The sequence below is a fragment of the Solirubrobacter ginsenosidimutans genome (assembly GCF_027587205.1).
On the sequence record NZ_JAPDOD010000091.1, the window covers coordinates 1 to 19,554 of the forward strand.

Here is a 19,554-nt window from a genome sequence, read left to right on the forward strand (position 1 = left end):
AGCCGGACGCGACGCGCGGCGAGGCGCGGGCGGCGGGCGGCGAGCCGGACGCGACGCGCGGCGCCGCCGCGGCCGCCGGGCTACGTGGCGCGTGATGTGGGCGCCGATCCTGATCGCGGCGGCCGGCTGTTACGCGCTTAAGTTCGCCGGGCTTTCGATTCCGCAGCGCGTGCTCGACGACGCGCGCGTTCAGCGCGTCGCGTTGCTCCTTCCCGTGGCGCTGCTCGCGGCGCTGATCTCCGTGCAGACGTTCGGCGAGGGTCTCGACGCGCGTGCGGCGGGCCTCGGCGTCGCGGTCGTCGCGCTCGTCCTGCGCGCGCCGTTTCTCGTGGTCGTCGCCGCCGCGGCGGTCACGACGGCGCTGCTGCGTCTCGCGCTCTGATCAACGAGAGCAAGGTTCGTCGGGCTCTGCCCGACTAAGTTGACGTTCGTTTCGCGAGGAACGCGGTGACCTCCGCGAGGTAGGTGTCGCGGTGCGCGCGTTCGTCGTGGATGCTGTGGCCCGCGCCGCGCACCCGCTCGACCGATACATGCGGATGCGACAACGACAACCGCGCCTCGTGCGCGGAGGTGAACGCGGCGCCTAACGCGTCGTCGGCGGCGATGATCGTCATCGGCACGGTCATCGGCGCCGCCACGTCGGTCGCGGCGAGCAGCGTGCCGTCGATGACCGTGTCGAGCACGCTCGGGTCGAGGTGCAGGAGCGCGTAGGCGCGCGCGGCGAGCGCTTCACTCGTCGCCACCGAACGCATCGAACGCGACGGATCCGGCCCGTAGGCCTCCTCCGCGAGCCGTTGGGCGGCGACGGGCTCCGCCACCCCCTCGGCCTGCCACGCGGGCGAGATCTCGTGCAGATGCCGGAAGTGGGGAATCGCGCCGTTGGACGCGTGCCCTTCGGCCGAACCCAGGTACAGCGGCGGGTCCTCGAGCACGGCGCCGAGCACGAGCTCCGGGACCAGTTGCGCCGCCCACCACGCCGCCACACCGCCGAGCGAGTGTCCGACGACGAACGCCGGACCGATCTCACGCAGGACCTCTACGGCATCGTTCGCGTAGTCACGGATGAGGTAGGCGCCCGGGGTCCGCGCCGCGGCCCCGTGGCCGCGGAAATCCACCCGCATGACGGCCTGGCCGGCGATCGCGTCGGGCAGCCAGTCGTAAGTCCGGCGGCTCCCCGCGACCCCATGAAGGAAGAGGACCGTCACGCCAAAGAGGGATCGTCCACTCGCGCAACATATCCGAGCGCGCCACAATGCGCGGATGCGCTACGTCGTGCTCGCACTCGCGGCGCTGCTGGTCGTCGTGGCAGTGGCGTTCGCGCAAGCTCCTCCGGAACCGAGCCAAACCGCCCCTGAGCCCACGACCACGCCGAACATCCCGCCGCCGGACGACACGCCGGTGGCCACGGATACGGCGACGCCCACCGAGACGCCCGTCGATCCCGGCACACCGCCCGACTTCGCCGCGGTGAACTGGCATCACTCGAAGGCGCTCGGCCGCCCCTTCCTGCGCGGACGCCTGGCCGACGGCACCCAGCTCCCCGAGCTCGGCGAGGACTTCTTCACCTGGGACCCCGTCTACAACCGCATCCCGAACCGCGCGTGGCGGCGCTGGGGAACGGACCGGTTGATCCGGACGGTCCTGACCGTGATCCACGCCTACCGCACCGAGCGCGACAGCGCCCAGCGCGTCGGGATCATGGACCTGTCACGCCCGCACGGCGGCAAGTTCGGCAAGAACTACGGCGGGCTCGGCCACGCGAGCCACCAGAACGGCCTCGACGCTGACATCCTCTACCCGCGCAAGGACGGCACCGAGGCCCGCGCGCTGAAGCCGCGCGAGGTCGACCGCGAGCTCGCCCAGGATCTCGTCGATCGCTTCGTCAAGGCGGGCGCGGTGAAGGTCTTCGTCGGCCCGCACCTGCATCTCAAAGGCCCGAAGAACGTCGTCGTGCCGCTGATCTACCACGACGACCACCTGCACGTCCGAATCCGCTAAGGCCAGTCACCGGAGCTCCGACGGATTCTGGCGGGGCCTCGACCGCCGCTGCCGGGCGGCGGCCGCCGCACACGTACAACCAGTATGCGAGCGGCGTCCGCCGCGAGCAGCGACGCCCGATGCAGCCACCAGCGATCCGCCGGAGCTCCGCCGACTGGCCCTAACGGACTTCGTAGAGCGCCGCGGTGACGGTGTTCTTGGGCAGCGCGATCGTCGAGACGCCACCCACCCGCCGCAGCCGCGGTGAGGCCTCCAGCGCCGCGGTCCACTCCCGCGTCCGGATCCGCACCGCCCGCGCCCATGGCGCCTGGGAGGGATGCGCGCCCGGCTCGGGGGTGACGATCAGCACCCGCTGGCCGCGATCCATCCGCGCGACCGCCGGCAGCAGTTCGGTCTCCGCCTGCCCCGCCCGCAGCCGCGCGAGCCCGTTGCGCCAGTCCGTCTGCCGCGGGTCGGGGACGAGCCCCATCGGCGTCCGGTAGACGACGCCCTCCGGCAGGTAGCGATAGAGCGCCGGCACCTGCTCCGGCTGTGTCGCGACGACCAGGTCACCCGGCCGGACCTGCGGCGCGATGCTCTCCGACACGGTCCGCACATTGCTCTTGACCGGCGGCGGCCCGCCGCTCATCACCCACACCAGCGCCACGCCCACCAGCGCCAGGAACGTCCACAGCCTGCCGCGCGAGACCACCGAGGCCAGCGCCAGCAGCACCGGCCCGAGCACGACCGCGAGGTAGCGCGTCGCCCACGCCGGCTGGATCTGCGAGCACACCCACGCCAGCGACACGGTCATGATCGCCATCGCGGCCAGCACCCGCACCGCGCGATCGACCGGCGGGCGCCGGCGCAGAGCGAAGAACACCGCGACGACCAGCAGCGGCAGCGCGAGATAGCCGAACAGGCCGCCCGCGAACCCGAGCAGCAGCAACGGCGACGGCCGCTCTGCCCACGGGGCCGCGGTGTGGGCCGTCTGCGAGATCACGCTCGGCAGCCACGGCGCGTACAGGAGCGCCAGCACGACGGCGAGCCGCGCGCCGTCGCCACCGCCGACGAGGCCGCGCCGCCAGAGCACCAGCCAGCAGACCGCCATCGACGCGGCCAGGAACAGACCCCAGGTGTGCGTGTAGAGCAGCAGCCCCAACCACAGCCCGAGCCACGCCACCTGTCGTCGCTCCCCGCGCACGAACGCCAGGGCGAACGCGGCGGAAGCCAAGATCGAGAGCAGGACGACGAGCGAGTACATCCGCGTCTCCTGCGCGTAATACGTCAGGAACGGCGCGCCCGCGGCACCCGCGGCGGCGACGAAGCCCGCCCGCCGGTCGAAGACCCGCGAACCCGCCCAGAACGACGCGGGGATCGCCAGCAGCGCAAAGGCGAGCGAGAGCGCCCGGGTCGCCGCCTCGCCCTCGCCGAAGCCGAGCATCCAGACGTGCAGCAGCAGGTAGTACAGCGGCGGATTGCCGTCCTGGCCGAGGATCCGCGGGATGTCCGAGAGCGGGTGGGAAGCGATCCCGACCGCGATTCCCTCGTCGATCCAGTAGCCCGTCGACAGTGCGCCGACCCGCAGCGCGAGCGACAGGCACATCAGCGCCGCAAGCGCCAGCAGGGGTCCGTAGCTGACGCTCCTCCGAGTCACACGAAGCAGTGTGCCCGCGAAGGCGGGTTCACCCGCTACAGCTCAACGCCTCCTAACCGGTGGCGGTCTTATGCCAGACGGTCTGCTGCGGGAACGGGATCTCAATGCCCTCGCGCTCGAACGCCGCCTTCAGCCGTGCGCGCAGCTCCCGCGAGACGCGGTACTGCTGGGACGGGCGGGTCTTGACGACGAGCCGGATCGTCACGCCGTGCGCGCCGAGCGCCTCGACGCCCCAGACCTCGGGCTCGTCGAGGACGTCGGAGTCGGCCGCGCCGATCTCATGGGCCACACCCGCGATCACGGCCTGGGCGTGGTCGAGGTCGGTCTCGTAGGCGACCTCGACGTCGATCAGCGCCCGCGACCAGTGCTGGGACTGGTTGCCGACCCGCCGGATCTCGCCGTTGGGGACGTGCCAGACGGTGCCGTCGACGGCGCGCAGGCGGGTGGTGCGCAGCGAGACGGCTTCGACCGTGCCGGAGGTCTCGTTGTCGAGGTTGACGATGTCGCCGACGCCGAACTGGTCCTCGATCAGGATGAAGACGCCCGAGAGGAAGTCCTTGACCAGCGACTGCGAGCCGAAGCCCAGCGCGACGCCGATGATGCCGGCGCCCGCGATCAGCGGCCCGAGCTCGATCCCGACCTCGCCCAGGATCATGAACGCGGCGACCGCGTAGATGACGAAGGTCGTCAGCGAGCGCAGGACGGAGGCGAGCGCCTCGATCCGCTGCTCGGCGCGCAACGAGTGCTCGGTGGTCGCCAGCAGCGCGTCCGGGGTCGCGGCGCGCAGGGAGCCGAGGCGCTCCTGCACCGCGCCCGATTGCAGGGTCCGCAGCGCGCGCTTCACGCCCTTGCGCGCGACCCGGTTCGCCACCACGGCGAGCACGAGAATCACCACGATCTTGAGCGGCGCGTCGACGAGGAAGTCGACGATTTCTGTCGTCTCAGGCATCGCCGATTCACCCTAGCGAGTGAACTTTTTCACCCCTGGTATCAGCGGGAGAAGACCGTGCTCTCCCTGCCATGCTCAAGAACCTCCCCACTCGGCGGGTCGGCCTCACGGCCCTCGCCGCGCTCGCTCTGCTGCCCTCGGCCGCCATGGCCGCGCCGCACGCCAAGGCCAGCCAGGAAGCCGATCGGACGAGCGCCGCGGCCGAGAACACGATCACCAAGGAAGCCTGGGCGGCCGGCGAGAAGCTTTACGGCGCGAAGGTCACGGCCGACCAAGCGCTGTACGCCTACTGGACGCCCGAGCGCATGAAGGCCTCGCAGTCGGTCGACAGCGCGCCGTTCCTGGAGCGTGCGTACAAGCAGTACCAGGCGACCGACGCCGAGCGCCAGGCGCAGGCCAAGCTCAACGAGGAGAAGGGCATCAAGCCGCCCGAGCAGGGCCCGGAGCTGCTCATCAAGCCCGACCTCGACGGCACCAAGCCCGCCGCCAAGGCCGCCGCGTTCAACCCGAACCTCGGCTCCAACCACCCGACCGCGCGCACCAACGGCAAGGTCTTCTTCAACCTCAACGGCAGCTCGTTCAACTGCTCGGCCTCGGTCGTGAACTCCGAGGGCAAGGACACCGTCTGGACCGCCGGTCACTGCGTCAACGCCGGCCAGACCAACGGCGCGTGGGCGACGAACTGGACCTTCGTCCCCGCGTATGACGACGACCTCGCCAACCCGCGCCCGTTCGGCACGTGGAGCGCCAACCAGCTCTGGACCAAGACGGCGTGGAAGAACAACGCCGACTTCGCCGAGGACATGGGCGTCGCGATCATGAACACCCACAACGGCCAGCACATCGTCTCTCAGTTCGGCGGCCACGGCCTGCGCGCCAACGCCGGCAAGAACGTCTTCGAGTTCGCGTTCGGCTACCCGGGCGAGTCCCCGTTCGACGGCGGCAACCTGTTCCGCTGCGCCGGTTCCTCCTCGCCCGAGTGGAGCTTCCTGTTCTGGAGCTCGGACACGATCAAGATCGCGTGCGACATGACCCGCGGCTCGTCCGGCGGCCCGTGGCTGAACGGCTACGACGGCAACTACGGCTACCTCAACGGCGTCAACAGCCGCATCGACCAGATCGTCGGGCCGACCATCATGCTCTCGCCGTACTTCGACGACTCCGCGGTGTCCCTATACAACTCCACCCGCTTCCTCTAGCAGTCGCGCTGCTCGTCGCGGGTTGCGGCGGTTCCAAACAGGAGCCGCCGCCCCGCGAGGTGCCGTTCAAGCTGGTCGGGACCGAGGGCCGCACGCTGCGGCTCGAGGTCCAGGCCGGCGGGGCGCCCTGCGACGGCGTGCGCAAGGTCGCCGTCGAGGAGACGCCCAAGACGGTCACCGTGACGGTCACGACCGGGCCCGACCCCGAAGCCAAGTGCGGGCCCGGGGTCGTCGCCATGATCGGCCGGATTCCGGTGCAGGCAAAGCTCCGCGATCCGCTGGGAAATCGCACGCTGATCGACGGGGCGCCATGATGCAGTCCGATGCCACTGGTCGGACGCGCGCGGGAGCTGCGACGCCTGCATGACCTGCTCGCCGTGCTGCCCCAGCACGGCGGCGGTCTGCTGCTGCGCGGCGAGCCCGGGATCGGCAAGTCCGCCCTGCTGGCCGCGGTCTCCCGCTCGGCCTCAGACCGCGGGATGCGGGTCCTGCGCACGACCGGCGTGCAGTCCGAGGCCCGGCTCCCGTTCGCCGGCCTGCACCAGCTGCTGTGGCCCGTGATCGACCAGCTCGAGACGCTGGCGCCGCCGCAGCGCCACGCGGTCCTCGCCGCCTTCGGCATGACCGAACGCGAGACCCCGGACCTCTTCCTGATCGCCCTCGCCACGCTGAACGTGCTCAGTGAGGTGGCGACGGCGGCGCCGGTCGTGATCGTGGTCGAGGATGCCCACTGGCTGGACCGCTCGACGATCGACGTGCTCGCCTTCGTCGCGCGCCGCGTCGAGTCCGAGCCGATCCTGTTAGTCGGCGCGGTCCGCGACGGCTTCGACGGCGGCGGGTTCGCCGAGCTGCGGATCGAGGGGCTCGACGACGAGGCCGCCGCGGCGCTCTTGGACGCGACCGCAGACCTCGAGCCCGACGTCCGCGCCCGCCTGCTGGCCGAGGCCGCGGGGAATCCCCTGGCGCTGGTCGAGCTCCCGCTCGCGACCGCCAAGCTCGAGCCCGGCACGCTGCTCCCCGCCTGGCTCCCGCTCACCGCTCGGCTCGAGCACGCGTTCGCCGCCCAGGCGAGTGATCTCCCCGAGGCCACGCGCCGGCTGCTGCTGGTCGCGGCGCTCAACGACGGCGCGTCGCTGAGCGAAGCGCTCATGGCACACGAAAACGTTATTGCGACGCTCGAGCCTGCGCTGAAGGCGCGTCTGGTGGTCGTCGAGGGCGAGGAGCTGCGCTTCCGTCACCCGCTCGTGCGCTCCGCGATCCGCCAGGCGGCGAGCCTCCCCGAGCGCCACGCCGCCCACGCCGCGCTGGCGGCGGTCGTCGCGCTCGACCGGCGCGTGTGGCATCGCGCGGCCGCGGTCGTCGGCCCGGACGAGGCGACCGCGACCGAGCTGGACTGGACCGCCGCCGCGGCCGAGCGGCGCGGCTCGCTGGCCGTCGCGGTCTCCGCCCTCACCCGCGCCGCCGAGCTCAGTGACATCCCCGCCCGCCGCGGAGCGCGCTTGCTGCGTGCCGCTGAGCTGGCGTTCGAGCTCGGCCGCAGCGACGTCGTCGTGCGCCTGCTGCGTGACGCCGAGCCGCTCCCGCTCGACGCCGGCGAGCGCACCCGCATGGCCTGGCTGCGCGAGCTGTTCGCGACCCAGCTGTGGTCCGGGACGGCGCGGACCGAGGCGCTGATCGAGATCGCCGACCGGATGCGGGTCGAGGGCGACCCCGACCGCGCGCTGAAATGGCTGCGCAACGTGGCCTTCCGCTGCTGGTGGTCGTACCCGGACCCCGCCGCCGAGGCGCTGGTGCTCGAGGCCGCGGCGCGGGTGCCGGTCGCGCCGGACCATCCCGAGCTGGTCGACACGCTCGCGCTCGCGGCGCCCGTGCAGCGCGGGCGCGAGGTGATCGCGGAGCTGACCCGCCGGCCGATCGCCGGCAACACCCACGCCGCCTACCACCTCGGCGGCGCCTCGACCGCCGTCGGCGCGTTCTCGGCCGAGCTGATCGCCGAGGCGGTCGCCGGGCTGCGCGCCCAGGGGCGGGTCGGCCTGCTCGCCCAGGCGCTCGTCGCCCAGGCCTGGACGAGCGTCTACCTCGGCAACTGGGTGCTCGGGCTGGCGGCGGCCGAGGAGGCGATCGCGCTCTCGCAGGAGACCCGGCAGCTGCGGCACGCGGTCGCGGGAAGCCTCGCGGCGGCGACGCTGCACGCGCTGCGCGGCGACGGCGCCGCCAATACGGACGCCGCCGCCGACGCCGCCGAGCGCGTCCTGCTGCCGATGGGCGCGAGCCCGCTGCTCTCGCTCGCGCAGCTCACGCGCGGAGTGGGCGCGCTGGGCGAGGGCCGGCACTTCGACGCGTACGTCGCGCTGCGCCGGATCTTCGCGCCCGGCGACACCGCGCACCACCGCTTCGTGCGCTGGTGGGCGCTGGTCGACCTGATCGACGCCGCCATCCACAGCGACCACCACGACCAGGCGCGCGTGCTCGTGGCCGAGTTCGAGCCGATCCTCGAGCAGACCGGCGCGCCCCTGCTGGACGCGGCGCTGATCTACGCGCGGGCGGTGCTGGGCGACGACGAGGTGCTGTTCGCCGGCCCGATCAGCGGGTATCCGCTCATCCGCGCCCGCCTGCTGCTCGCCCACGGGGCGTGGCTGCGGCGCCGCCGGCGGCTGGCGGACTCGCGCGTGCCGTTGCGGGCGGCGCGCGAGGCGTTCGACGCGCTCGGCGCCGCCGGTTGGGGCGAGCGTGCGCGGCAGGAGCTGCGGGCGTCGGGGGAGACGAGCCGGCGGCGCACGCCGGACGCGTGGGACGAGCTGACGCCGCAGGAGCTGCAGATCGCGCAGATGGCCGCGGCGGGCCTGACGAACCGCGAGATCGGCGAGCGCCTGTATCTCTCGCACCGCACGATCGGCAGCCACCTGTACCGGATCTTCCCGAAGCTGGGCGTGACGTCGCGGTCGGAGTTGCGCGACGCAGTCGGCTGACCCATACGAGTCCGCGTCACTTTCCATACCTTCACCGGCGTGGCCACCATCGTCCTCGTCCACGGACTGTGGGTGACCCCGCGGTGCTGGGAGCACTGGGTCGCCCGCTACGAAGGCCAGGGTCACCGCGTGCTGGCGCCCGCGTACCCGGGTCTCGAGGGTTCCGTCGAAGCGCTGCGCGCCGATCCGTCGCCGATCGCGGCGCTGACGCCTTCGGCCACACTCTCGGCGCTGTCGGAGATCGTGCGCGCGCTGGATCGCCCGATCGTCATCGGCCACTGCTTCGGCGGCGTCCTCGCGCGCAGCCTGGCGCGTGACAGCGCGGCCGCGGTGGCATTGCACGCGTTGCCGGCGGCGGGTGCGGGCACTCCGGGAACCGTGTCGCTCTCACGCGAGCAGTTCCGCTACGCGCTGGCCAACTTCGACGGAGCGGAGGCGCTGTACGAGCGCTACGTGATCCCCGCGCCCGGCACGTGGGCGTGGGACGCACCGGCGGGGCGTGCGCTCGAGGTCGCGGGAGCGGAGGACAACCTCGCGCCGCGGTGCGGCGGCGCGACGGTGATGCCCGGGCGGACGCACCTGACGATCCTCCAGCCGGGTTGGGAGGCGATCGCCGACGAGGTCCTGGAGTGGGCGCTGAGCCGGTGAACGCGCGGTGGGTGCGCGAGCGGCGCATCGAGCGGGTGGGGAGGACGGCGACGCTGCACACCGATCTCGGGTCGTGGCCGCTGCGGGGCGGCATCGTGCCCGACGAGGTGCCGGTGCGCGAGGTGCTCAAGGGACGCCTGCGGGTGGACGACGCGGCGGTGCAGATCGCGGAGGTGCTCGACGACCTCTACGACGCGAGCGACGCGGAGCTGGGGCCGACGTGGCGCGGAGAGGTGCCGAGCGTGGCGGTGTGGGCGCCGACGGCGCGCCACGTCGCCCTGCGGCTGCGCCGCCTGCGCGACGGCGACGAGTCGTCTCGCGACGTCTCGTCGCGAAACGTGACGTTGAACGACGACACATCTGGTGGCGAGCAGCGCGTCGCGATGCGCCGCGGCGACGACGGCGTCTGGCGCGTGACCGGCGACCCCTCCTGGCGCGACGCCGAGTACGCGCTCGAGGTCACCGTCTTCGCGCCGACCGTCGACGCTGTCGTCACCAACGTCGTCACCGATCCGTACTCGCTCGCGCTCACCGTCAACTCGCGCCGCAGCCTGCTCGCGCGGCTCGACCCGCCGGCCGGCTGGCCGAAGCCGCCGCTCGTCCCGGTCGCGCGCGCCGCGATCTACGAGTTGCACATCCGTGACTTCTCGATCGGCGACACGTCGGTCCCGGAGGCGCATCGCGGCACCTATCTCGCCTTCACCCACCTCGAGAGCGCGGGCATGCGGCACCTGCGCGCGCTCGCCGAAGCGGGTCTCACGACGGTCCACCTGCTGCCGTGCAACGACATCGCGACGATCGAGGAAGACCGGGCGAAACAGCGCGTCGCGCCGAGGCTCGAACACCACCCGCCGCACTCGCCGCTGCAGCAGCGCGCGATCGGCAGGATCCGCGACCGCGACGGGTTCAACTGGGGCTACGACCCGCTGCACTATTCGACGCCCGAGGGTTCCTACGCACACGACCCGGACAGGCGCACATACGAGTTCCGCGAGATGGTCGCCGCGCTCAATGCGATCGGCCTGCACGTCGTGCTCGACGTCGTCTACAACCACACGCCGAACGCCGGCCAGGACCCGAAGTCGATCCTGGACCGCATCGTCCCCGGCTACTACCACCGGCTCTCGGCGACAGGCGAGGTCGAGAACTCGACCTGCTGCGCGAACACCGCGACCGAGCACCGGATGATGGAGAAGCTGATGCTCGACTCGCTCGCGACGTGGGTCGGCCAGTACCGCGTCGACGGCTTCCGCTTCGACCTGATGGGCCACCACACCAAGGCCAACCTGCTCAAGGTGCGCGAGCGGTTCCCCCACCTGCAGCTCTACGGCGAGGGCTGGAGCTTCGGCGAGGTCGCCGGCGACGCGCTGTTCGTCGCCGCCTCGCAGCGCAACATGGTGCACACCGGGATCGCGACGTTCGACGATCGCCTGCGCGACGCCGTCCGCGGCGGCGGCCCGCACGACAACGATCCCCGTCACCAGGGCTTCGCGACCGGGCTCGCCGACGCGCCGTCCAGAGCGCTGCAAGAAGCCCAGGAAGAAGTCATGCGCGGCCTCGCCGGGACCGCCGACCAGATCGCCTACGTCGACGCGCACGACAACGAGACCCTGTTCGACGCGCTCGCGCTCAAGCTGCCGCGCGCGACCACGATGGACGACCGCGTGCGCATGAACACGCTCGCGCTCGCCACGGTCACGCTGTCCCAGAGTCCCTGTTTCTGGCACGCCGGCACCGACCTCCTGCGCTCTAAGTCACTTGACCGCAATTCCTACGACTCAGGCGACTGGTTCAACCGCGTCGACTGGACCGCCACCCACTCCACGTTCGGCTCCGGGCTGCCGCCGCGCTGGGACAACTTCGAACGCTGGAAGTACCTGCGCCCGCTGCTGAAGGATCCGAACCTCAAGCCCCAGCCGCACCACATCCGCACCGCCCGCGACCGCGCCCTCGAGCTCTTGCGCATCCGCGCCTCGACCCCGCTCTTCGGCTCCGCCGAGGTCACCTTCGAGAGCGGGGCACCCGGCGTGATCGTGATGGTCCTCTCGGCCGAGAGCGTCCTGATCTTCAACGCCACCCCGCACGCCACCAAGCAGACCGCGCACGCGAGCGCGACCCAGCTTCACCCCGCGCTGGCCGAACGCGAAGCGACCTACGCGGACGGTGTCTTCACGGTCCCGGCGCGGACCGTCGCAGTGTTCCTTCCGTGAGCTCCACGCCGATCGGGTCGACGATCTCGAAGGAGAGGATCCCCTCGGGCTCCTGATTGAGGAAGCCGACGAAGCACCACGTGCCGTCGCGGCGCTGGACCAGCGGCGCGGCGAACAGCTTCGGCTCGCCCTCGAACGGCTTGGCGTTCGCGACGTCCCACGGCCCCAGCGGCGAGTCGCCGAGGACGTACCAGGTGCTGAACGGCCGCGGGTGGGCCTGCTCGTCCGGGTGGCAGGTGAACAGCAGCAGCCATTGCCCGTCGACCTGCCGCACCTGCATGACCTCGAACTGCCCGAAGATCGACGGCTCGGTCAGCGGCGCGCCGAGTCGCCAGTTGACCATGTCGTCGCTGCGCGCGTGGGCGATCACCCCGTCCGCCAGCCGTTCGGCGTGCAGGTCGCGGGCAGTGATGTACATGTGCCACAACCCGTCGTGGTGGAAGACGAACGGGTCGCGCCAGGTCTCGCTCGCGCCGGAGCCGTCGCCGAGCATCGTGTACCAGCACGGGTCGGGCTCGACCAGCGGCTCGGTCGCCACCCGCCGCCAGGTCATCAGGTCGTCGGACTCCGCCAAGCCGATCCGCTGGTCGCGGACGCCGCGGCCTTCGGAGTTGAGCGCCGTGTAGTACAGGCGCCACACCCCGTCGTCGGAGCGCGCGACCGACCCGGTCCACAGCGCCAGATCGTCGAAGCCGGACGCCGCCGGCCCGAGCGCGTCCGCGTGGACGTCCCACTCGACCAGGTCCAGCGAGCTCGCGTGGCCGATCCGCGCGGCCTCGTGCCGCAGCCGCGGATCTCGCACCGCGCGCGGCGCCTTGAGGAAGAACAGGTGGTAGCGCTCGCCGTCGTCGGCGATCCAGCTGTCCCAGATCCAGTCCTCCCGCGAACTGAGCACGGTGGACAATGATGCCGATGGACGCGCATCTGCGGCGCATCGAACGCGAAGCGGGGCGCACGAGGCGCTCGCGTTCCGCGCGGCGGAGGGGTTCGAGCCGGTCGCGCTCTCCCCGGTCAGCCCGCTCGGGCTCAACGCGATCCTGGGGCGGATCGACCAGAACAACGTGCTCTCGACGATCCGCAACACCGAGGTGCTCGCCGACCCGACGGCCGCGCTCGCGCTCGAGGCCGCGGTCCGCCGCCGCAGGGGCGAGGACACCGTCCGCCTCTGCGCCGCCTGCCGCGTCCTGCGCCTGCAGCCGGTCCCCGACGTCCCGGGGTTCACCCAGCACTTCGAGCTCTTCGCCCTCGTCACCGCGGGTCGCTCACAGGCCTCCTACGGCTTCGAGATCGACGCGCTGCGCGAGCACATCGCCGTCTACCGGCGCCTGCTCGCGGCCGCCGGCGTCGACGACTACGTCGTGCGGCTCACGGACGCGCCGCCGCAGGTCCTCGAGGCGCTGCCCGGCGTCGTGGAGGACGCCGGGCGAACGCAGGGCCGCGGCTACTACGACGGCATGCTGCTCAACATCACCGCCACTGACCGCGAGGGCAACGCCGTCGGCCTCGCGGACGGTGGGCGGACCGACTGGACCCAGCGGCTGCTCTCCAACCGCAAGGAGCGGCTGCTGACCAGCGGGATCGGCCTCGGCCTGATGGCGGAGCGTTTCCCTACCGCAGCGTGACCTTCACCGCGGATTTCGTGGACCCCGAGGTGATGTGCAGCGTGTAGTGGCCGGCGCGGACCTTCCCGCGCAGCGCGACCTTCGCGCCACCGGTTCCGGTCGCGACGGTCCTGCCCGCCTTCGCCAGGCGCAGCGAGACCTTGCCCTTGGCCTGCTTGGTGGTGCAGCTGACCTTGTTCTTCTTCTTGCCGGTCAGCTTGCAGGAGACGGAGAGCTTCTTGGCCGCGGCGCCGGGGTCGCCCTTCGGGCCGGCCGGACCCTGCGGGCCCGCCGCGCCCGGTGAGGCGTTGACCGTCGGACCAGGCTCGCCCTGCGGGCCGGCGTCGCCCTTCGGGCCTGCCGGGCCGGCGGGACCGGCGACCGCCGGCGGCAGATCGGCGCGCACGAGCACGGCCTGGTCGAGCGTCGCGTCGGTGCCGGCCCGGTAGCCGGCGGCGACGACCTTCGTCCCGTTGGACACGGTCGTCGATCCGAAGAAGGAGTCGGCGGTGCCGCCCAGGTCGACCTGCAGAGCGGATTCCAGCGCCGAGCCGTCGGGCTTGATGGTGAGGATCAGGCCGTCCAGGTCGGCCGGCGGCGGATTCGTGCCGCCGGCCTGAGGCGGAGCGGTGCTGCCGACGGTCACGATCCGGCCGTCGCCGAGCACGGTCAGGTCGCGGGCGCGGTCGGCGCCGTTGATGCGGTTGTACGTGAACAGGCCGTTCTGGGCGAATGTCAGGTCGTAGGTGCCGTTGGCGTTGAAGCGATACACCACGACATCGATGCCGTTGGCGGGGGTCGTCGAGCGGCCGCCGTAGCCGGCGAGGACGTACTTGTCGCCCTGCGGCGCGATGTCGTAGACCTCGGCCGAGCCGTTCGGGGCGGGGCCGCCGACCTCGGCCGTCGCGACGCCGCCGGTGCCGAACGTGGCGTCCGCCGTGCCGTTGGCGTTGTAGCGGAAGAGGAACGGGCGGGTCGTGCCGCCGATGCCGGTGCCGTAGGAGGTCGCGACGACCTTGCCGTCGGCCTGCACCAGGCCCTGCCGCGGGTTCTCGCTGACCCCGGCGTTGCGGGTGATCGCGATGCCGCCCGAGCCGAACGCCGGGTCCGGCTCGCCGTCGGCGGCCTTGAGCTGGACGATGGCGATGTCGCGGTCGGCGCGCGCCGCTTCGCCGGTGTCGAGCCCCTTGGACGCGACGACCACGATCTCGCCGGTCGGGCGCAGCATCAGGCCGTAGGACTGGTCGGTCGTCTGGCCGCTCAGCGTCGCCGACGGCCCGCCGTTGGAGAGGTCGATGCGCTTGACGCCGCCGGTGCCGAACGTCGGGTCCGGCGTGCCGTCGGCGTTCAGGCGGGCGACGTAGACGTCGATGTCACGGCTGTCGGGCTTGCCCGCCGCGGGCGGCGTCTCGGCCTGTCCCGAGATGACGATCTTGCCGTCGGCCTGGACGACGATGCCACGCGCGATCTCGGCGGTCCCGGTCGGTGCCGTGCCGGACGGTGGCGCTGCGAACGGGCCGGTGACGACGTTGACGATCGCCTTGCCGTGGTCGCCGAAGCCGTCGACGAGCTCGCCGCCCGCGTCCACCCGCGTGACCACGAACGCCCGGTCGGTGCCGGCGACGGTCGTGTAGCCGACGTTGTAGGTCCCGCCGCCCGGGGCACGGGTGGTGTTCTGGTAGCGGTCGCTCAGCGGCGACAACGACGTGAACGCCGTGCCGTTGATCCCGAAGGTGTCGTCCAAGCCGGCGTAGGCGTTCGGCGCGATCGCGAACGTCCCCGCGACGGCGAGGGCTCCTGCGAGTTTTCTCATTGTTCCTCCATCACGCTTTCATCGTCCGTTAACCTACCTTGACAGATGAAATTAGGCGCGTCTATCACCCTCCTGCTCGTCCTCCTGTTCGCGGCGCCGGCCGGCGCCGCGACGTCCCCGAACGCCTGCCGGTACTCGTTCGACACGCTCTACCGGGACATGCCGGTGGCGATCGACACCACCGTCACCGCGCCCGGGGAGGTCATCCCGGGGGACACGCTTCAGTCCGCGGCCGGCACCGCGGGCGTCGAGCTGCCGGGCTACCTGGCGTCGTTCGGATATGCCGTCCGCCTCCTGCACGCCGGCAGGAACGACATCCCGGTGAAGGTCTGGATCGCCCTGCGCGCGACCAACACCAAGGAGCGCGTGCAGGTGGTCGGGCCGATCACCGTGACGGCGACGACCACGATCACCGTCGACCCCGCCGACGACGACCGCTTCCTCAGCGCGACGCCCTTCACGTACACGACGCCGGTCGTCCCGGAGCTGACGTGGACCGCCGTCGGCGGCGACGTCGTCATCGCGCAGGACGCGGGCGGCAGCCTGCCGCAGCTCCCGGTCGGCACCAACGGCGCCCTGCGCACCGTGACCGGCAGCGCCGTGATCGAGGCGGCGTTCGCCGGCGGAGCATCGATCTACATGGACTGCCGCCCAGGGCACACGACCGGCATCGAGTTCGACTTCGCCGGCCCGACGTACGCGCCCGGGCCATCGACGCCGATCGGCACCGTCAAGGGGCCGAAGAACCTGATGTGCATCGACGCCGGCGCGCTGAAAGCCGTGCGCGGCGTGCTGCGCACGGCGGGTGCGCCGGCCGAGTACACCGTCGGCTCGCCGTACACGCTCCCGCCGGTCACGCTCGACACCGACCAGGGATACGCGTCGGCCGCGGTCACGATCGCCGCGGCCAATACGGTCGAGAAGACGCAGACCGTGGCGCCCGGGACGGCGACGACCTGGACGCCGACCGGAGACGGCCCGCTGCGGTTCACGCTCGCGCTCCCGCGCTCGACCGCCCCCTACGGGAGCGTCCAGCTCGCCACCGCGGGCGGAGCGCTCGATTGCGCTCCGGCCGCGATCCGGACGCCGCAGCCGGGGCAGTACGCGTTCGATCCGAACCTGGACACGCCGGTGTTCGCGAGCGCGGTCAGACGTGAGGAGCCGGCTCCCGAGGTCACGCCGACGCCCACCCCGATCGCGACCGCCGCCCCGGCTCCCGCACCCACCGCGACGCCGACCCCGACGCCGGTCCTGAAGGCGCCGGCGGGCACGATCGCCTCGACCAAGCTCACCAGCCGCGGCGGCAGGCTCCAGTTGCGGCTGCGCTGCCCGTCGGGCTCATCCAGCTGCCGCGGGAGGATCACCGTCGTGACGGCGGCCAAGCCCAGGCGCTCGCTGGCGGCGCGGGCCAGCTACGCGATCGCGCCCGGCAAGCAGCGCACGGTCACGCTGAAGCTGAGCGCGGCGGGCCGCAGCGCGGTCAAGCGTCACCGCTCGGTCAAGGCGCGCGTGACGCTCACGACGAGCGCGGGCGTCACCGCCACGCGCACCGTCGCGCTGTCTCAGCGGCGGGGATCGTAGTCGTCGTTGACCACGTCGATCAGGGCGCGGATCGTGGGGGAGAGCTTGGCCTGTTCGTTCAGGCCCGCCATCCCCGCGCCGCGGGAAGCGGCGATCTGGCCCTGGTACACGTGGAGCATGGTCTTGGCGCTGGGCATGTGTCTGCACATAGGAGCGCCGGGCGCGTTGGTTACATACAAACGGCCCGCCACATGGGCGGGCCGTTCTATACCTTCGGTCGATTGACGAGCTAGGCGGGTGAGGGCGCGGGGCGCAGACGCGGGGCGCGGTGGGGCTTCTCGCCGCCGTTGCCCTCGATGTCGAGCTCCGGAATCCACTGCAGCCAGCGCGGCAGGTACCAGTTCCAGTCGCCGAGCAGCTTCATCGAGGCGGGCAGCAGCACGCCGCGGATGATCGTCGCGTCGACGAGGATGGCGAAGGCGAGGCCGACGCCCATCTGCTTGGAGTCCAGCGAGCTCGTGGTGGCGAACTCGGCGAAGACGGCGACCATGATGATCGCGGCGGCCGTGATCGTGCCGGCCGTGGTCTTGATGCCGTGGGCGACGGCGTTCTCGGAGCTCATGCCGCTCTTCCAGGCCTCGCGGACCCGGCTCAGGATGAAGACGTGGTAGTCCATCGACAGGCCGAAGAGGATCACGAAGAGGAACAGCGGGAGCCAGGAGGTGACGGCGCCGTTGGACTCGAAGCCGAGCAGCTTCTCGCCGTGGCCGTCCTGGAAGACGAGCTTCAGCAGGCCGTAGGACGCGCCCACCGACAGCAGGTTGAGGATGATGGCCTTGATCGGGATGACGATCGAGCGGAACGTGGCGAGCATCAGCAGGAACGCGAGCCCGAGCACGAAGGCGAACACGATCGGGGTCTTGCTCTTCATCACCTGGTTGAAGTCGGCCGTCGAGGCGGCGATGCCGGTGACGTCGGCGGTGGCCTTGCCGTCGAGCCGGTTGAACGCGGCCGGGATCGTGTCCTGGCGCAGGTGGGCGAGGCCGTCCATGGCGGCGTCGTTGACGCCGCTGCCCGGCAGCCCGACGTTGACGCGGGCGACCGTGTGGTTCGGGTTGATGTCGACCTCGGCCGGGTGCAGCTGGTTGATCGCGTGCTTGATCTCCGGCGTGCGGACGTCGGCGGCCTTGACGACGACGGTGGCGTAGTCGGCCTCGGCGGGGAACGCCTTCTGGACCTTCAAGTACGTCTGGATGGTGGGCTCGGACTTGTCGTAGGACTCGATGCCCGGGAGCTTGGTCTGCATGCCCAGCGCCGGCACGGCGAGGGCGACGAGCATGCCGCCGGCGACGACGATGGCGACGACGGGGTGACGCATGACGCGGTCGGTCAGCCAGCCCCACATGCGGGACTCGCGGGCCTGCGACTGGCGGCGGCCGATGAACGGCAGGCGGCCCTTCTCGACCTTGTCGCCCAGTGCGCCGAGCACGGCGGGCAGCACGGTCAGGGAGCCGATGACGGCGACGGCGACGACGAGGATGACCGCGAGGCCCATGCTCATGAAGATGGTGTTGCCGGTCAGGAACATGCCGGCCATCGCGGTGATGACGGTCAGGCCGGAGATCAGGACGGCGCGGCCTGAAGTGGCGGAGGCGATGTCGATCGCGTCGAGCTTGCTCTTGCCCTTGGCGCGCTCCTCACGCTCGCGGCGGATGTAGAAGAGCGAGTAGTCGACCCCGACCGCGAGGCCGATCAGCATGATCGCCGGCAGCGCGATGTCGTCCATCGGCATGATCTGGCTGGCCAGCGCGACGACGCCCGTGGTGCCGAAGATGGCCGTGATGGCGAGGATCAGCGGCACCGAGGCGGCGACGAGCGCGCCGAAGGTCAGCAGCAGGATCACCAGCGTCACGATCATCGAGCGCATGTTCGAGGCGCTCTCCTCCTTCTTGGAGGTCTTGTCGAGCTCGTGCATCATGCTGGCGGCGCCGAACTGCTCGACGGCCAGGCTCTTGTGCCGCGCGGCGACGCCGCTGGTCGCGTTCAGGATCGGCTCGACCTTGTCGATCGCCTTCGCCGGGTCGCCCGTGATGTCGAACTGCACAAGGGCGGAGTGGCCGTCGTTCGAGACGAGCGCAGGGGTCACGTCGGCGACGTTCTTCTGCTTGGCGACGGTCTGGCTGACGTCCTTGATCGCCGCCTTGAAGGCCGGGTCCTTGGCGGACGCGGACTTGCTCTGGATCAGGACCATCTCGCCCGACGTCTCGGGGAAGCCGGCCTTCTCGAGGATCGTCTCGGCGCGGCGGCTCTCGCCGTCGAAGGACTTGGCGGCATCCGGCTTCTGCTGGCCGAGCGCGCCGCCGATCATGAACGCGATGACGATGAACGCGAGCCAGCCGAAGATGGCGGTCTTGCGGTGACGGGCACTCCAGTGCCCCGCCCGGGCGGCGAGGCCCTTGGGCTTAGTAGACATGGGGTTTTCGCTCTCCTGAGAAGGTCTCATTGACTTGGGGAGAGCATCGTCTTTCGGAAGCCTTTACTCGGCCGGGGTGGCAGGCGTCATGGGGGTCCTGCATGACCCCGGATGGGGGTGTGGCTGCCCCCCCGGCGACGGTGCGGTCATCATCTGTGGGGATGGCACCGAGCGGGGAGTCCCACTCGATCTTCGTGGTCCAGCAGACGTTTCGCACCGTGCGACGCGGCTATGACCCCGACGAGGTCGATCGCCACCTGGAGCTGGTCGCGGAGATGTTCCGCTCCAGCCGGGACATGCAGCTGCAGCGCGACCTGCAGCGCCGCGAGGGCGAATTGCGGCATGAAGTGGACGCGGCGAAGCTGGAGGCCGAGGCGACGCTCGAGGGCGCGCGGCTGAAGGCCTCCGCCGACACCGCGGCGGGTGAGGCGGCGCTGCGCTCCGCCCGCTCGGAGGCCGAGCGGATCGTCGAGGCGGCGCGGGCGGAGGCCGCCGCACGGGTCGCCGCGGCGCGCGGCGAGGGCGAGGCGGCGGGGC

Annotated in this window: 17 protein-coding genes; 10 read left to right on the plus strand and 7 right to left on the minus strand. The window is 71.6% G+C overall.

What is annotated here, in order from left to right; translation table 11 throughout:
• Window positions 1-94 precede the first annotated feature (94 nt).
• Window positions 95-382: an AzlD domain-containing protein gene (locus OM076_RS43175; RefSeq protein WP_270046421.1), complete on the plus strand. Its 288-nt coding sequence runs from the start codon at window positions 95-97 to the stop codon at window positions 380-382.
• 34 nt (window positions 383-416) lie between these two features.
• Here OM076_RS43175 and OM076_RS43180 read toward each other — a convergent pair whose 3' ends face one another.
• Window positions 417-1,205: an alpha/beta fold hydrolase gene (locus tag OM076_RS43180; protein WP_270046422.1), complete on the minus strand. Its 789-nt coding sequence runs from the start codon at window positions 1,203-1,205 to the stop codon at window positions 417-419.
• Window positions 1,206-1,260: 55 nt separating this feature from the next.
• On the opposite strand from OM076_RS43180, the gene OM076_RS43185 reads away from it, so the two are divergent.
• Complete coding sequence (locus OM076_RS43185) at window positions 1,261-1,998, plus strand: penicillin-insensitive murein endopeptidase (protein ID WP_270046423.1); 738 nt, start codon at window positions 1,261-1,263, stop codon at window positions 1,996-1,998.
• Between the two features lie 160 nt (window positions 1,999-2,158).
• Here OM076_RS43185 and OM076_RS43190 read toward each other — a convergent pair whose 3' ends face one another.
• Together OM076_RS43190 and OM076_RS43195 are read right to left on the minus strand one after the other, a co-directional pair.
• A complete protein-coding gene (locus OM076_RS43190) occupies window positions 2,159-3,634 on the minus strand; it encodes a glycosyltransferase family 39 protein (RefSeq protein WP_270046424.1) in 1,476 nt (491 codons plus the stop codon).
• Window positions 3,635-3,686: 52 nt separating this feature from the next.
• Complete coding sequence (locus OM076_RS43195; protein ID WP_270046425.1) at window positions 3,687-4,583, minus strand: mechanosensitive ion channel family protein; 897 nt, start codon at window positions 4,581-4,583, stop codon at window positions 3,687-3,689.
• Window positions 4,584-4,654: 71 nt separating this feature from the next.
• Between OM076_RS43195 and OM076_RS43200 the strand changes: the two genes are divergently transcribed.
• Genes OM076_RS43200 through OM076_RS46625 form a run of 5 tightly spaced genes read left to right on the plus strand, consistent with a single transcriptional unit; the run spans window position 4,655 to window position 11,609 of the window.
• A complete protein-coding gene (locus OM076_RS43200) occupies window positions 4,655-5,782 on the plus strand; it encodes a trypsin-like serine peptidase (protein ID WP_270046426.1) in 1,128 nt (375 codons plus the stop codon).
• Window positions 5,783-5,841: 59 nt separating this feature from the next.
• Window positions 5,842-6,096: a hypothetical protein gene (locus OM076_RS43205; protein ID WP_270046427.1), complete on the plus strand. Its 255-nt coding sequence runs from the start codon at window positions 5,842-5,844 to the stop codon at window positions 6,094-6,096.
• A gap of 9 nt (window positions 6,097-6,105) precedes the next feature.
• A complete protein-coding gene (locus tag OM076_RS43210) occupies window positions 6,106-8,751 on the plus strand; it encodes an ATP-binding protein (protein WP_270046428.1) in 2,646 nt (881 codons plus the stop codon).
• 39 nt (window positions 8,752-8,790) lie between these two features.
• Window positions 8,791-9,399: an alpha/beta hydrolase gene (locus OM076_RS43215; RefSeq protein ID WP_270046429.1), complete on the plus strand. Its 609-nt coding sequence runs from the start codon at window positions 8,791-8,793 to the stop codon at window positions 9,397-9,399.
• Entirely contained in the window at window positions 9,381-11,609 is a 2,229-nt protein-coding gene (locus OM076_RS46625) for an alpha-1,6-glucosidase domain-containing protein (protein WP_270046430.1), read from the plus strand. The genes OM076_RS43215 and OM076_RS46625 overlap by 19 nt, the downstream gene beginning before the upstream one ends.
• Here OM076_RS46625 and OM076_RS43225 read toward each other — a convergent pair.
• The gene (locus tag OM076_RS43225; RefSeq protein ID WP_270046431.1) at window positions 11,569-12,504 is read right to left on the minus strand and encodes a glycoside hydrolase family protein; all 936 of its coding nucleotides are present in this window, start codon (window positions 12,502-12,504) and stop codon (window positions 11,569-11,571) included. The two genes, OM076_RS46625 and OM076_RS43225, sit on opposite strands and share 41 nt — an antisense overlap.
• Window position 12,505: 1 nt before the next feature.
• On the opposite strand from OM076_RS43225, the gene OM076_RS43230 reads away from it, so the two are divergent.
• Window positions 12,506-13,231, plus strand: coding sequence for a hypothetical protein (locus OM076_RS43230; RefSeq protein ID WP_270046432.1), 726 nt, complete (start codon window positions 12,506-12,508; stop codon window positions 13,229-13,231).
• Here the strand turns inward: OM076_RS43230 and OM076_RS43235 are convergent.
• Window positions 13,218-15,023, minus strand: coding sequence for a hypothetical protein (locus OM076_RS43235; RefSeq protein ID WP_270046433.1), 1,806 nt, complete (start codon window positions 15,021-15,023; stop codon window positions 13,218-13,220). The genes OM076_RS43230 and OM076_RS43235 overlap by 14 nt on opposite strands.
• A 45-nt stretch (window positions 15,024-15,068) precedes the next feature.
• Here OM076_RS43235 and OM076_RS43240 point away from each other — a divergent pair, with 45 nt between their 5' ends.
• On the plus strand, window positions 15,069-16,604 hold the full coding sequence (locus tag OM076_RS43240) for a hypothetical protein (protein WP_270046434.1): 1,536 nt from the start codon (window positions 15,069-15,071) through the stop codon (window positions 16,602-16,604).
• On the opposite strand, the gene OM076_RS43245 is transcribed toward OM076_RS43240, so the two are convergent.
• Together OM076_RS43245 and OM076_RS43250 are read right to left on the minus strand one after the other, a co-directional pair.
• Window positions 16,586-16,741 (minus strand): hypothetical protein, encoded by a 156-nt coding sequence (locus OM076_RS43245; protein ID WP_270046435.1) that lies wholly within the window; start codon window positions 16,739-16,741, stop codon window positions 16,586-16,588. The genes OM076_RS43240 and OM076_RS43245 overlap by 19 nt on opposite strands.
• Window positions 16,742-16,833: 92 nt before the next feature.
• Entirely contained in the window at window positions 16,834-19,017 is a 2,184-nt protein-coding gene (locus OM076_RS43250) for an MMPL family transporter (RefSeq protein ID WP_270046436.1), read from the minus strand.
• A gap of 161 nt (window positions 19,018-19,178) precedes the next feature.
• On the opposite strand from OM076_RS43250, the gene OM076_RS43255 reads away from it, so the two are divergent.
• A partial coding sequence (locus tag OM076_RS43255) for a DivIVA domain-containing protein (RefSeq protein ID WP_270046437.1) occupies window positions 19,179-19,554 on the plus strand: 376 nt, incomplete at its 3' end.

Coding starts and splice junctions, on each gene's coding strand:
- OM076_RS43175 (WP_270046421.1), top strand. CDS start 95: ATGTGGGCGCCGATCCTGATCGCGGCGGCCGGCTGTTACGCGCTTAAG.
- OM076_RS43185 (WP_270046423.1), top strand. CDS start 1,261: ATGCGCTACGTCGTGCTCGCACTCGCGGCGCTGCTGGTCGTCGTGGCA.
- OM076_RS43195 (WP_270046425.1), bottom strand. CDS start 4,583: ATGCCTGAGACGACAGAAATCGTCGACTTCCTCGTCGACGCGCCGCTC.
- OM076_RS43200 (WP_270046426.1), top strand. CDS start 4,655: ATGCTCAAGAACCTCCCCACTCGGCGGGTCGGCCTCACGGCCCTCGCC.
- OM076_RS43210 (WP_270046428.1), top strand. CDS start 6,106: ATGCCACTGGTCGGACGCGCGCGGGAGCTGCGACGCCTGCATGACCTG.
- OM076_RS43235 (WP_270046433.1), bottom strand. CDS start 15,023: ATGAGAAAACTCGCAGGAGCCCTCGCCGTCGCGGGGACGTTCGCGATC.
- OM076_RS43240 (WP_270046434.1), top strand. CDS start 15,069: ATGAAATTAGGCGCGTCTATCACCCTCCTGCTCGTCCTCCTGTTCGCG.
- OM076_RS43245 (WP_270046435.1), bottom strand. CDS start 16,741: ATGCCCAGCGCCAAGACCATGCTCCACGTGTACCAGGGCCAGATCGCC.
- OM076_RS43250 (WP_270046436.1), bottom strand. CDS start 19,017: ATGTCTACTAAGCCCAAGGGCCTCGCCGCCCGGGCGGGGCACTGGAGT.